Source organism: Sedimentitalea arenosa (assembly GCF_016428585.1).
In the GTDB taxonomy this organism is placed as follows: domain Bacteria; phylum Pseudomonadota; class Alphaproteobacteria; order Rhodobacterales; family Rhodobacteraceae; genus Sedimentitalea; species Sedimentitalea arenosa.
Map to the genome: position 1 here is coordinate 128,348 of NZ_JAELVR010000008.1, position 12,282 is coordinate 140,629.

15 protein-coding genes are annotated in these 12,282 nt (G+C 64.0%); 8 read left to right on the forward strand and 7 right to left on the reverse strand.

The genetic code is table 11. From position 1 onward, the window contains the following. Positions 1-20 precede the first annotated feature (20 nt). Entirely contained in the window at positions 21-857 is an 837-nt protein-coding gene (ypfJ, locus tag JF290_RS12655; RefSeq protein ID WP_199025256.1) for a KPN_02809 family neutral zinc metallopeptidase, read from the reverse strand. 163 nt (positions 858-1,020) lie between these two features. Here ypfJ and JF290_RS12660 point away from each other — a divergent pair, with 163 nt between their 5' ends. The 3 genes from JF290_RS12660 (at position 1,021) to recR (ending at position 3,912) form a co-directional block, all read left to right on the forward strand. Continuing rightward, positions 1,021-2,796 (forward strand): DNA polymerase III subunit gamma/tau, encoded by a 1,776-nt coding sequence (locus tag JF290_RS12660; RefSeq protein WP_199025257.1) that lies wholly within the window; start codon positions 1,021-1,023, stop codon positions 2,794-2,796. A gap of 81 nt (positions 2,797-2,877) precedes the next feature. Then, on the forward strand, positions 2,878-3,222 hold the full coding sequence (locus tag JF290_RS12665; RefSeq protein ID WP_199025258.1) for a YbaB/EbfC family nucleoid-associated protein: 345 nt from the start codon (positions 2,878-2,880) through the stop codon (positions 3,220-3,222). Between the two features lie 96 nt (positions 3,223-3,318). Then, positions 3,319-3,912 carry a recombination mediator RecR gene (gene recR / locus JF290_RS12670; RefSeq protein WP_199025259.1) on the forward strand — a complete coding sequence of 198 codons (594 nt, stop codon included), beginning with the start codon at positions 3,319-3,321 and terminating at the stop codon, positions 3,910-3,912. Between the two features lie 72 nt (positions 3,913-3,984). Here recR and JF290_RS12675 read toward each other — a convergent pair whose 3' ends face one another. Next, entirely contained in the window at positions 3,985-4,764 is a 780-nt protein-coding gene (locus JF290_RS12675) for a DUF1013 domain-containing protein (protein WP_199025260.1), read from the reverse strand. Positions 4,765-4,906: 142 nt separating this feature from the next. Between JF290_RS12675 and JF290_RS12680 the strand changes: the two genes are divergently transcribed. Then, positions 4,907-5,545, forward strand: a complete 639-nt coding sequence (locus JF290_RS12680; RefSeq protein WP_199025261.1) for a ribonuclease T2 family protein — start codon at positions 4,907-4,909, stop codon at positions 5,543-5,545. Positions 5,546-5,547: 2 nt separating this feature from the next. On the opposite strand, the gene JF290_RS12685 is transcribed toward JF290_RS12680, so the two are convergent. Together JF290_RS12685 and JF290_RS12690 are read right to left on the reverse strand one after the other, a co-directional pair. Continuing rightward, the gene (locus JF290_RS12685) at positions 5,548-6,045 is read right to left on the reverse strand and encodes a hypothetical protein (RefSeq protein ID WP_199025262.1); all 498 of its coding nucleotides are present in this window, start codon (positions 6,043-6,045) and stop codon (positions 5,548-5,550) included. A 56-nt stretch (positions 6,046-6,101) separates the two neighbouring features. After that, complete coding sequence (locus JF290_RS12690; protein WP_199025263.1) at positions 6,102-7,076, reverse strand: quinone oxidoreductase family protein; 975 nt, start codon at positions 7,074-7,076, stop codon at positions 6,102-6,104. A 156-nt stretch (positions 7,077-7,232) separates the two neighbouring features. Between JF290_RS12690 and JF290_RS12695 the strand changes: the two genes are divergently transcribed. The 3 genes from JF290_RS12695 (at position 7,233) to JF290_RS12705 (ending at position 9,013) form a co-directional block, all read left to right on the forward strand. Next, on the forward strand, positions 7,233-7,658 hold the full coding sequence (locus JF290_RS12695) for a hypothetical protein (RefSeq protein ID WP_199025264.1): 426 nt from the start codon (positions 7,233-7,235) through the stop codon (positions 7,656-7,658). A gap of 4 nt (positions 7,659-7,662) precedes the next feature. Then, positions 7,663-8,001 (forward strand): hypothetical protein, encoded by a 339-nt coding sequence (locus JF290_RS12700; protein ID WP_199025265.1) that lies wholly within the window; start codon positions 7,663-7,665, stop codon positions 7,999-8,001. A gap of 157 nt (positions 8,002-8,158) precedes the next feature. Then, positions 8,159-9,013 carry a DUF2189 domain-containing protein gene (locus JF290_RS12705; protein ID WP_199025266.1) on the forward strand — a complete coding sequence of 285 codons (855 nt, stop codon included), beginning with the start codon at positions 8,159-8,161 and terminating at the stop codon, positions 9,011-9,013. A 4-nt stretch (positions 9,014-9,017) separates the two neighbouring features. Here the strand turns inward: JF290_RS12705 and JF290_RS12710 are convergent, their stop codons facing one another. Both JF290_RS12710 and JF290_RS12715 read right to left on the reverse strand, forming a co-directional pair. Then, complete coding sequence (locus tag JF290_RS12710) at positions 9,018-10,004, reverse strand: NAD(P)H-quinone oxidoreductase (protein ID WP_199025267.1); 987 nt, start codon at positions 10,002-10,004, stop codon at positions 9,018-9,020. A 77-nt stretch (positions 10,005-10,081) separates the two neighbouring features. Beyond that, a complete protein-coding gene (locus tag JF290_RS12715) occupies positions 10,082-10,774 on the reverse strand; it encodes a COQ9 family protein (RefSeq protein WP_199025268.1) in 693 nt (230 codons plus the stop codon). Between the two features lie 110 nt (positions 10,775-10,884). On the opposite strand from JF290_RS12715, the gene rpsU reads away from it, so the two are divergent. After that, positions 10,885-11,091, forward strand: a complete 207-nt coding sequence (gene rpsU / locus JF290_RS12720; RefSeq protein ID WP_007118112.1) for a 30S ribosomal protein S21 — start codon at positions 10,885-10,887, stop codon at positions 11,089-11,091. Between the two features lie 157 nt (positions 11,092-11,248). On the opposite strand, the gene JF290_RS12725 is transcribed toward rpsU, so the two are convergent. Next, positions 11,249-12,223, reverse strand: coding sequence for a hypothetical protein (locus JF290_RS12725; RefSeq protein WP_199025269.1), 975 nt, complete (start codon positions 12,221-12,223; stop codon positions 11,249-11,251). Positions 12,224-12,282: the final 59 nt, after the last annotated feature.

Below are 12,282 nucleotides of genomic sequence, written 5' to 3' on the forward strand. Positions count from 1 at the left end.
GGGCCAATCCCACAGAAGAGCTAGAGCCGAGTGGCGCCGAACGTGTCGCAGGCTTCGATCCGGCCGGTATCGAACCCCTTCTGGAACCAGCCCGAGCGTTGCTCCGACGTGCCGTGCGTGAATGTGTGCGGGCGCGGGATTCGACCCGCCTGACGCTGCAACCTGTCATCCCCGATCATCCGGGCGGCATTAAGCGCCTCGGCCAAGTCACCGCGATCCATCAGGCCTTGAACGTTGCGGGCCCAGACCCCCGACAAGCAATCGGCCTGCAATTCCAGCCGCACCGTCAGTGCATTCGCCTCGACCTGAGTCGCTTCACGGCGAAGGGTGTCCACCTGCCCCAGTATGCCGACCTCGTTCTGCACGTGATGGGCCACCTCGTGCGCGATCACGTAGGCGGCGGCGAAATCGCCCTGTGCGCCAAGCTCGCGCGACAAGGTCGCGAAGAAAGAGAGATCGAGATAGGCCTTTCGATCCAGCGGGCAGTAGAACGGCCCAGTTGCGCCTGACGCGCCGCCGCAGGGACTCTGCGTCACACCGGAAAACAGCACCAGAACGGGCGGCGTATAGGTCGCGTTGAACTGGTCACGGAAGACTTGGGTCCAGGTTTCCTCGGTCGTCGCGAGAACGCGCGATGCGAATTCCGCCGCACGCTCCTCCTCGGCGGTAGGCGTGTAGGATCGGCTTTGCGTCGCGGGCTGCTGGGTCAGAAGGGGCGTCACGTCGATGCCCACGAAATACCCGATGGCCAGAACCACCAGCAATCCGAAGCCTCCTATGCCGCCGATGCTTCCGGCGCGCCGCATCCCGCGGCGGTCCTCGACATTCCGGCTGCTTCGCACCCCTCGCAAACGCATGGCAGTTTTCCTTGTTTGGCACCTGACCCCATCACGATACCACTCCGCACATCCCGTGCCAAAGGTTTGCCGGGGGGAACAGGCTTTGGACCGGCATGGCCTGTGGACGCCACCGGCCCGGCGTTCTACGCTCGGCCGAGCTTCGAATCCGATTGGACCGCGCATGACCGAGACCACCGCCCCCGCCTACCAGGTTCTGGCCCGCAAGTACCGGCCCGAGACCTTCGCCGACCTGGTCGGGCAAGAGGCCATGGTGCGCACGCTGAAGAACGCGTTCGAAGCCGACCGTATCGCGCAGGCCTTCATCATGACGGGGATTCGCGGCACCGGAAAGACGACGACGGCCCGCATCATCGCCAAGGGCATGAACTGCATCGGCCCCGACGGCACCGGCGGCCCGACAACCGATCCCTGCGGACAATGCGAACACTGCATCGCCATCATGGAAGGCCGCCATGTCGACGTGATGGAGATGGACGCGGCCAGCCGTACCGGCGTGGGCGACATTCGCGAGATCATCGACTCGGTCCGGTATCGCGCCGCCAGCGCGCGCTACAAGATCTACATCATCGACGAAGTCCACATGCTGAGCACCAACGCATTCAACGCGCTGCTCAAGACCCTCGAGGAACCTCCGGCGCATGTGAAATTCATCTTCGCCACGACAGAGATCCGCAAGGTGCCCGTGACGGTCTTGTCGCGCTGCCAGCGGTTCGACCTGCGCCGCATCGAACCCGAGGACATGATCGCGATGTTGCGCAGGATCGCAGAGGCCGAAAGCGCGCAGATCAGCGACGACGCGTTGGCGCTGATCACCCGCGCGGCCGAAGGCTCTGCCCGCGACGCGACCTCGCTGTTGGACCAGGCGATCAGCCACGGCGCCGGAAAAACCACGGCAGAGCAGGTGCGCGCCATGCTGGGTCTGGCCGATCGTGGCCGCGTACTCGACCTCATGGACATGATCCTGAAAGGGGACGCTGCCGGGGCACTGACCGAACTGGGCGCGCAATATGCAGAGGGCGCCGACCCTCTGGCGGTGCTGCGCGACCTCGCCGAGATCACACATTGGGTCTCGGTGGTCAGCATCACGCCGGATGCCGCCGACGATCCGACGATCTCGCCAGACGAGCGCGCGCGCGGCACCGCGATGGCCGAGGCGCTGCCGATGCGGGTGCTGACCCGCATGTGGCAGATGCTGCTCAAGGCGCTCGAAGAGGTTGCGGCGGCGCCGAACGCGATGATGGCCGCCGAGATGGCGGTGATCCGCCTGACCCATGTCGCCGATTTGCCGAGCCCCGAGGAACTGATCCGCAAGCTGCAGGATGGGCCACCTGACTCCGCCTCCGGCTCGACCGCGCCGTCGCAAGGCGGCGGTGGCTTCTCGGCCCGGGCGTCATTGCACAACGCATCCATGACGCACGCACCCTCTGAAGTTTCGACGGTGCGCAGCGGCAACCGGTCGGGCGCGCAATCCGCGCCGGCCCCCGCGCAAATGGATGCCCTGGCCCGGTTCCCGACCTTCGAGCACGCGGTCGAACTCATCCGGGCCAATCGCGACGTGAAACTGCTGGTCGAGGTCGAACACGGCGTGCAACTGGTCAGCTACCAGCCCGGGCGGATCGAGTTCGTGCCCGCCGAGTCCGCCCCCGCCGACCTTGCCCAGCGGCTTGGCGCGCGGCTGCAAACCTGGACCGGCCAGCGGTGGGCGATCAGCGTGGTGTCCGAAGGTGGCGCGCCCTCGATCGCGGCCCGACGCGACGCCGAGGAGAACGCTCTGAAATCCAGTGCCGAGGCGCATCCGCTGGTGCAGGCGGTGATGACCCGTTTCCCCAAGGCGACGATCAGCGGCATCCGCACGCCCGAACAGATCGCCGCCGAGGCGGTGGCCGAAGCGCTGCCCGAGGTCGAAGACGAATGGGATCCGTTCGAGGACGGTTGACGGGGCTCATGTCCGGCCTGCCTCTTGTGGCGCATTGCCGCCATGCGTATCTGTTGCAGCAAGCAAAACAGGAGACTCCACATGCTCAAGGGACTTGGCGGCCTCGGCGACATGGCCAAGATGATGAAGGCCGCGCAGGAAATGCAGACCAAGATGGCGCAGTTGCAGGACGACATGCACAACATGATGGTCACCGGCGAATCCGGCGCGGGCTTGGTCAAGGCAACCTGCACCTGCAAGGGTGAACTGAAGTCGCTGGATATCGACCCGTCGATCTTCAACGGCGACGACAAGGAGGTCGTGGAGGATCTGATCCTGGCCGCCATCAAGGATGCCCAGCAGAAGGCCAGCGACAAGGCGCAGGAAGAGATGTCCAAGCTGACCGAAGGCATGGGCCTGCCCAAGGACATGAAGCTGCCATTCTGAGGCCCGCACACGGCGCTTCAACCACGGGACATGGCGGGTTTTCCAACGCCTGTCCGCGATCCGTCCCGCACCTGATCCCTTGAGTCCCGCCGCCGCATGTCCAGCACCTCTGACATCGACAAGCTGATCGAGCTGATGGCCAAACTGCCGGGCCTCGGCCCGCGGTCGGCGCGGCGTGCGGTTCTGCACATGATCCGCAAGAGGGCGCTTTTGCTTGCACCTCTGGCCGAAAGCATGCGCATCGTTGCCGAAACCGCACGGGAATGCCTGAACTGCGGCAATGTCGGCACCACGGATGTCTGCGACATCTGCACGTCCGAGAAACGCGCGAACGGTGAGATCTGTGTCGTCGAAGACGTCGCCGACCTCTGGGCGATGGAGCGCTCGGGCGTGTTCAAGGGGCGCTATCACGTACTTGGGGGCACACTGTCGGCGCTCGACTCGGTCGGGCCAGAGGATCTGCGGATTCCCCGGTTGCGGGACCGTGTGGAGACCGAGCACATCACAGAGATCATTCTCGCCCTGAATGCGACCGTCGATGGCCAGACCACGGCGCATTACATCGCCGACCAGCTCGAGGGGCGGGTGCGCCTGACCTCACTTGCGCAGGGCGTGCCGATCGGCGGTGAGCTCGACTATCTCGACGACGGCACGATCAGCGCGGCGATGCGCGCCCGCAAGAACATCTAAGCCCACTCGAAACGGAAAACGCTCGCCGAACGGGACGTCAGGCGAGCGTTGCGTTGGTCCGATCAGGACGGCTCAGACGCGAGGCTGGTCGTCCTCGTCATCCTCATCGTCGGAGTCGCCGGGAAGGTTGAAGAAGCTGTCCGCATCGACCAGCTCGCCATCATCCTTGTCATCTTCATCGTCCACGACATCCATCGAGCCGCCGAGCGTGAAGGTCTCGAGCCCTTCGATCGCGGTCGGCATCTTGGGTTCCGTGTCCATGCTGAGCGACTGCTCGGTGCTGACCAGCTTGCGACGTTCGTCATCGCTCATCACTGCCCCCTCGGCAGCCTTCTTGGCAGCGGCTTTCTGAACGGCGGCGTCCAATTCCGACTGTTTGCAGAGGCCCAGGGCCACCGGATCGATCGGCTGGATATTCGAGATGTTCCAGTGCGTGCGCTCGCGAATCGCTTGGATCGTCGGCTTCGTGGTTCCGACCAGCTTGCCGATCTGCCCGTCGCTCAGCTCCGGGTGGAACTTGACCAGCCACAGGATCGAGGCCGGACGGTCCTGGCGCTTGGACAAGGGCGTATAACGAGGGCCACGGCGCTTTTCCTCGCCAACCGCGGCGGCGTTGAACTTGAGCTTCAGCTTGTGCAGCGGATTCGCCTGCGCGGCGTCGATCTCTTCTTGCGTCAGCTGGTTGTTCGCGACGGGGTCGAACCCCTTGACACCTGCGGCCACGTCGCCATCGGCGATGCCCTGCACTTCCAGTTCGTGCATGCCGACGAAATCCGCGATCTGCTTGAAACTGATCGTCGTGTTGTCAACCAGCCAGACGGCGGTCGCCTTGGCCATGATCGGTTTTGCCATGAGCTTGTCTCCTGTTTTCGAACCGACACATGTCTTTCCCGTCGCCTGGCGAAGCAGGCTGCCTTGGGGTCCAAGGCCGGTTACCGTTGTCGGGGAACTTGACGTGTATATAGTCAGGCCGGTCCGATAAGGAAAGACCCGAATGCGCACCTGCCTGATCCTGCTGCTTGGACTGTTTTCCGCCTTGCCCGCGCTGGCCGAGGGACAGAAGGCAGGCAACTTCGACTACTATGTGCTCAGCCTCAGCTGGTCACCGAACTGGTGCACGCTGACCGGCGATGCGCGACGATCGGATCAATGCGACGCGCGGCACGACCATGGCTGGATCCTGCACGGGCTATGGCCACAGTATCATCGCGGATATCCCGAAAGCTGCCAGACGGCACAACGCCCGCCCTCCCGTGCGCTGACCGCAAGCATGGCCGACATCATGGGAACGCAAGGTCTGGCCTGGTATCAATGGAAGAAACACGGCACCTGTTCCGGCCTGTCGGCGCAGGCCTATTTCGACCTCTCGCGCCGGGCCTACCAACAGGTGAATCGCCCCGAGGTCTTTCGCCGGCTCAAGCAGACCGTGCGCCTGCCTGCCGCGGTGATCGAGGAGGCGTTCATGGAGGCCAATCCGGGGCTTGGGCCCGACATGATCACCATCACCTGCAAGGACAGTCACATCCAGGAGGTCCGGCTGTGCCTGTCGCGCGAACTTGCCGCCGTGCCCTGCGGGCAGGACGTCCTGCGCGACTGCAAGCTGACGGACGCCGTGTTCACGCCGATCCGATAGGCTTAGCCCTGCGCGGCCTGACACTTGCGCGCATAGTCCAACGCTTTTGCCGAGCCCTTCAGATCGATGGCCATGACCCGCTGACCCTCGGCGTTGTAGACGGTCAGGCCCTTGCGGGCCGCGATGGCGTGGATGAATTCGCGATCTTCGAAGAACACGCCCGCCCCCGGCACCCGGTCGAGGTAGAAGCCGGTGGCCTTCGCGTTGAACTGCTCTCCGTCCAGATCGAACCGGATGTCATAGGTCTGACCTTCCTTCAGATCGCCCCATGCCTTGTTGAAAACGACGAAGTAGCCTCGGTTGTTCAACGCGTCATACCCGATCCGCACGACCGAGCGGTCCTGGTAGATCGTCTGGATAAGGCAACCATTGCCGAACGCCGGATCGACCATGACATTCCAGCCCGAGACGAAACCCTTGTCGATGAGCGCCTGCGCAGTGGCGGCAGCGCTGCCGAGAACGGTGCCTGCGACGAGGATCAGGGCAAAAAGCGGTTTCATGTCTGCGTTCCTTTACAGCGTGAGGTTTCGGAAAGACCGTTTCGGCGCGCGTCGTCTCAGAGTTCCAGCACGGTCGACCCGGTTGTCTGGCGCGCTTCGAGCGCGCGATGCGCATCGGCGACCTGTTCCAGCGGAAAACGCTGGTCGATCCTGATTTCGACCGCACCCTTGACGACCTTGTCAAACAGGTGGCCTGCCATGGCCTGGCAGGCGTCATGATCCGCGATATGCGTGAACAAGGTCGGCCGCGTCACCTTGAGCGACCCCTTCTGCCCCAGGATCCCGATATTGAACGGCGGCACCGGACCAGACGCGTTCCCGAACGAGATCAGCATCCCGAGCGGCTTCAAGCTGTCGAGAGACCCTTCGAATGTGTCCGCTCCGACCGCGTCCATGACCACATCGACACCCTTGCCGCCAGTCAGCTCGCGCACCTTGGCGACCCAGCCGGCGTCGCGATAGTTGATGCAATGACTTGCCCCATGATCCAGCGCCAACCGGCATTTCTCATCGGTTCCGGCAGTTCCGATCAGGGTGATGCCCTCGCTTCGCGCCCATTGACAGGCGATCAGGCCGACCCCACCGGCGGCGGCGTGAAACAGCACGGTATCTCCAGCCGTCAGCGGCGTAGTGCGGTGAAACAGGTACTCCACCGTCATCCCCTTGAGCATCATCGCAGCCGCCTGGTCAAAGGCGATCTCGTCGGGCAGCGGGCAGACCTGCGCGGCGGGCATCACCCGGGCCTCGGCATAGGCGCCCGGCGGGTTGGCGGCATAGGCCGCGCGATCGCCCGGCTTCAGATGTGTGACCCCATCGCCCACCGCCTCGACAACACCCGCGGCCTCCATGCCCAGCGGATGCGGCAACTGCATCGGGTACAGCCCGGTACGCTGATAGATATCGATGAAGTTCAGTCCGCAGGCGCGATGCGCAATCCGCACCTCGCCGGGGCCGGGCTCGCCCACCGGACGATCCACCACTTCGAGGTTCTCGGGACCGCCGGCTGCGGAGAGGATCACTGTTCTTGCCATGTCATTCCCTTTCGCGGCGCCACAGGTCCGCAGCGCAAATTGTGAGTTTCCACTGTTTCGTGTATCCTGCTCTTATTCAAATAGTTTATTGGAGCCGAATACATGCTCGACACTTTCTCTTTTTCTCGCCGGCTTCCAAGCCCTGCAGTGCTGGTGATGCTGGCAGCACTGCTGCTGGGCGCCTGCGACCCGCTGATCGGAGCGTACTCCGCCGAGGCCTACCGGAACGCCACCTCGCTCAAGGCGCGGTCGCTGGCGATGATCGACCGGTCGGTGCAAAGCTATTCCAGCAATGCCAGCGACGCCACGAACCTGATGACCGATATCAGCGCTGCTTACGAGTATTCCAAAGGGCTTGAAAACAACCGGTTGAGCGCTGCGCAATGGGACGAGATGCGCGACCCCGAAAAGGGTCTGATGGGCGGCTTCGTCGCCGGCTGGAAACGCAACGGCACAACCGGCGCCTTCTTCCGCAGCGAGAAGAAGGCCCAGATCAGCCGCGCCTATGACTACATCATCTGCCTTGAGGTCAACAAACAGCGGGCGACCTCCTGCGCAGACCTGCAAGCAGCCGAGGAGTAGGATCATGGATTTCGATGCAAGATGGGAGCTGTTCCTTGTCGAATTTCGCAACGGGCTCGCGGTTCTGGCGAGGAACACGCTGGACGACCTCTCCGAACAGGCCAAGGGCGATGGCGAGGCCTTCATCGACTCGATGAAGGACGACCTGCCGCGCTGGACCAAGGCGTTGCACGAAGGGCTTCTGACGAAAGACGAGTTCGAACAACTTCTGGAGGGGCAGAAGAGCCTGCTGAAGCTGCACATGCTGACCGCGGTGGGCTTATCCAAGGCAAGGCTCGAACAGTTCCGCCAAGCGCTTATCAGCCTCGCCACAACGTCGGTTTACAGCGCCTTCGGGGTCTGAGACCGCCCACGTTCCAACGGCTCTCGATACCGTGAGAACGCGTGCGTCGGTTTCGTGGTAAGAGTTGGAGGGTAACGTCCGCCGGCCCGGCCTGCGGACACCGCATCCCGGGCCCTGTCACCGCGGCGCCTCTCGCGCCGCAAGAGGAGGGAACGTCATGCCGAATACCATCGGAAACCCACTGTCCTGGACGGCCCGCCAACTGGGCCGCACGGGCGAACATCTGTCGGCCTCCACCAGCGAAGTCGGAGGCAAGACAGGCACCGAACCGGTCGTCTCTGCCCTGACGCTAGGCGATCTGCGCGCTTCGCTGCGTGCGGGCTGGGATGATTTCCTCGCCTGCCGCACCGATGCCATACTCGCGGTTTTGATCTATCCACTGGTCGGACTCGCCCTGATTTCCTACGGATTCCGGATGGAGCACCTGCCCAAGCTGTTCCCGCTACTCGCAGGGTTCGCACTGCTCGGACCGGTCGCCGCGGTCGGGCTCTACGAGATGAGCCGCCGCCGCGAACTGGGCGAGACCGTCACCTGGACGACCGCCTTCAGCGTCGTGCGTGCGCCGTCGTTCGGGGCGATCGTGGTGCTCGGCTTCTATCTGTTGGCGCTGTTCCTGATCTGGATGCTGACCGCGCTCACGCTTTACAACTGGACTCTCGGCCCCGAAGCCCCCGCCTCGGCCAGCGCGTTCCTATCGGAGGTGTTCACCACCGGGGCCGGCTGGACGATGTTGATCCTCGGGATCGTCATTGGTTTCCTGTTCGCGCTGTGCGCGCTGGCGATCAGCGTGGTGTCATTTCCGCTGCTGCTGGAGCGCCATGTCGGCGTGCCTGTGGCCATCGTCACCTCGGTGCGGGTGCTGCGGGCCAGCCCGGTCGTCACCGTGACCTGGGGGGCGATCGTGGCGCTCGGGCTGATCCTCGGATCGTTGCCGTTCCTCGCCGGGTTGATCGTGGTGATCCCGGTTCTGGGTCACGCGACCTGGCACATCTATCGGCGCGCGGTGGCCTGACGGATCAGCCGCCGACGCGCAGCACGATCTTGCCGATGTGGCCGCTGCTTTCCATCCGCGCATGGGCCGCCGACGCGTCAGCCAGATCGAATTCGCTGTCCATCACCGGGGCGAACCGGCCCGACTCGATCAGCGGCCACACCATATCCTGCACATTCCTTGCGATCCGCGCCTTGGCGAGATCGCTTTGCGGGCGCAGGGTGCTGCCCGTCAGCGTGAGGCGCTTGACCATCATGAGAGCAAAGTTCAGCTTGACCTCGGGCCCCTGCAGGAACGCGATCTGCACCAGTCGACCATCGAGATCGAGCGCCTGGACATTGCGCGGTATGTAGTCGCCTCCGACCATGTCGAGGATCAGGTCGGCACCACCGTCAGCCTGCAGAATCGCGACGAAATCCTCGGTCTTGTAGTTGATCGCCCGCTCTGCTCCGAGGTCGCGACACGCCTCGCATTTCTCCTCTGATCCGGCGGTCGCGAAAACCCGCGCGCCGAGCGCCGAGGCCAGCTGAATGGCGGTCGTGCCGATCCCGCTCGAACCGCCATGCACGAGGAATTTCTCCCCGGCCTGCAACCCGCCGCGGGTAAAGACGTTGGAATGGACGGTGAAGCAGGTTTCGGGCAGACAGGCCGCCTGTTTCATGCTCATTCCCTTCGGCACCGGCAGGCAATGCGCTGCGGGCGTGGCGACATAGTCCGCGTATCCGCCGCCCGGCAGCAAGGCGCAAACTTGGTCGCCGATCGCCAAGTCGGTGACCCCGGCGCCCAGAGCGACAACCTCCCCCGATGCCTCCAGTCCCGGCAGATCACTGGCGCCGGGGGGCGGATCATAGGCTCCGGCCCGTTGCAAGGCGTCGGGACGGTTGACCCCGGCATAGGCCACCTTGAGAACCACCTGCCCATGGGCCGGTTCGGGGCGGGGACGTTCAGTGATCTGCAGGACGTCGGGCCCGCCGGGTTTGGTGATTTCGACGGCGCGCATGGTCTGTGTCATGATGTGATCCGCTCCTGTTTTTCGGGCCAACGTATCCGGATCGCGCCCCGGATTGGAACCCCGAAAGCCGTGCCCCGTCAGCGACGGTTCATCATTCCCGGAAGGTCGACATCCGGCATCCGTGTCGGAGCCTTGACCCGTCCAAGCAACCAGTTCGGACCCGCCATGAAGGGCTTGAGCAGCGGGTTGTTGTTCACATGCGCCTTGAGCTTTTCGATCTGCATGACGTTGTCGATACGGCGGTCGAGAAAGGACCAGGTGGACTGATGGCCGGGGCTGTTGTCGCCGAGCCAATAGAGCAGCGTTGAGGAATAGACGCCCGAGAGCGTCGCGCGCTTGGTATACCAGTTTACGTCGTCGGACGTGTCGCCCAGCGTGGTCCAAATCCGGTCGCAGGTCTGCCAGACGGCCTTGGCGCCGTCGGCAGCGTGATTGGGCAGCGCGAACAGTGTCGCGCCGCGGCGGACCAGTTCCTTGTCCTCGACTGCCTCAAGGCGGAACCTGACTGCGGCGGCGATCTTTTCGCGGAACTTCAGCGCGCTGAGATCTTCGGACCTGAGCCGTTCGATCATCGCGCGGTCGCCGCGATCGTGAAAGGCGAGCGCCAGATCGACCGCACCGCGCGGAAACATCGCCCGCGCTGCGGCGAGGTCAACCCCGGCATCGGCGGCAGCGGCCGCGAGCGTCGCGTCTGACCAGCCGTCGAAAGGTACGTGCATCACCGCCGCGTCGAGGATCTTGTCGCGGGTTTCGTCAAAGGGCATGGTCATCGTCGTCTCCGTGGCTGCATGGGACATACTAGACAAGCTAGGTCGGCTTTGCTATACGGCCAACTCCTGCAAATCCTTGCAACCCAACTTAGAAAGGTGGTGAAAACCACATGCAGGTTAGTGTTCGCGACAACAATGTCGATCAGGCGCTTCGTGCCCTGAAGAAAAAGCTGCAGCGTGAAGGCGTCTTCCGCGAAATGAAGCTCAAGCAACATTTCGAGAAGCCGTCCGAGAAGAAAGCGCGCGAGAAGGCCGAAGCGATTCGGCGTGCCCGCAAGCTGGCTCGGAAAAAGGCTCAGCGCGAAGGGATGATGTAAGCCAGCCCCGGCTTGTTCAGACACTGAACGGATGACCCCCGCAGCCTGGCTTCGGGGGTTTCTCTTTTCCCGGTTTTCCCGACTGTGCGGGCCCGGCAACGGGGATCTGCGATGCCCCGCCTTCTCGTGCGTTTACGCGGCAACATGTCGGGTCGGATCAGTTCGGTCGCGGGAAGGTCTGATCGAGCGGGCCACCGCAGGCGCAGGAGATCATGGCCGTCACCCTGACCCGGGTCTTCAACCGGATCAGCCCGTCCGCCTCCGCTTCGTCCTGCGTCTCACCGACGCGCGCGGTCACGTTCGAAAAGCGCGGCTGGCAGGTGCCGTCCGAACAGCGCCCGATGCCGCACCATTCCTTGCCATCCTGCAACAAACGCCCCATCGCCGAGTCTATGGCCGCCTCGGCCGATATCTCGGGCCGGGTGCCGCCTTCGCGATAGGCGCCGGTCAGCACGTCGTAGAAGGTGGACAGCGGAGTGCCGTCCTGACACGGCGGCGGCGTCGGCGGGGCGGGCTTGCAGGTAGTGGCCTCGGCACTGTGAAGCGTGCTCCATTCGGCAAAGACGTGAAACGGCGCGCCGAACCAGAAAGGTGCAATCCACGGGAAGATGATGCGCCAGTCGAAATCGAAAACGTCGTAGACTGTCCAGTCGATACTGTAGCTGACGGCAGCAGTCGAACCACGACCGCCGTCGCATTCGGCCACCGGCACGTCACAACGGCGCGGCCCGACGCTGCCCGATGCTTTCCAATACAGGGAGTAGCGTCCGACGGCCCAAGACATGGCGGAATAGGGCACCGTCGGCATGAGTTCATAGCCGGCGTCGGTGAATGTCGCTCTCCAGTCGCATTGCAACCGGTCGATCAGCGTGGTCGCGCGGGCGCGCATCCGGGCAATGATGCGGTCGCGCGTGGGCGGAAAGTTGCGGTCGGCTTGCAACTCAGTCAGCCACCGGCCGTCGAGTTCGACCGAATCCGTCGCATTGCCACCGGGCCGGTTGTAGTGGCGCAGGAAGCGGTCCTGAAGCGAATAGCCGACGATGCCGGGCGGCAAGTCCGTGCTCTTGACGCTAGCCCCCGGCGGCAGGCGCACGGGCGGACGCGGCGGGCGTGGGTTGAAATCGACATGCATGGGCGTCGCCCTCCCCCGGAGACGGGCAAAGCATACACCATCTGGCGGAAAAAATCACC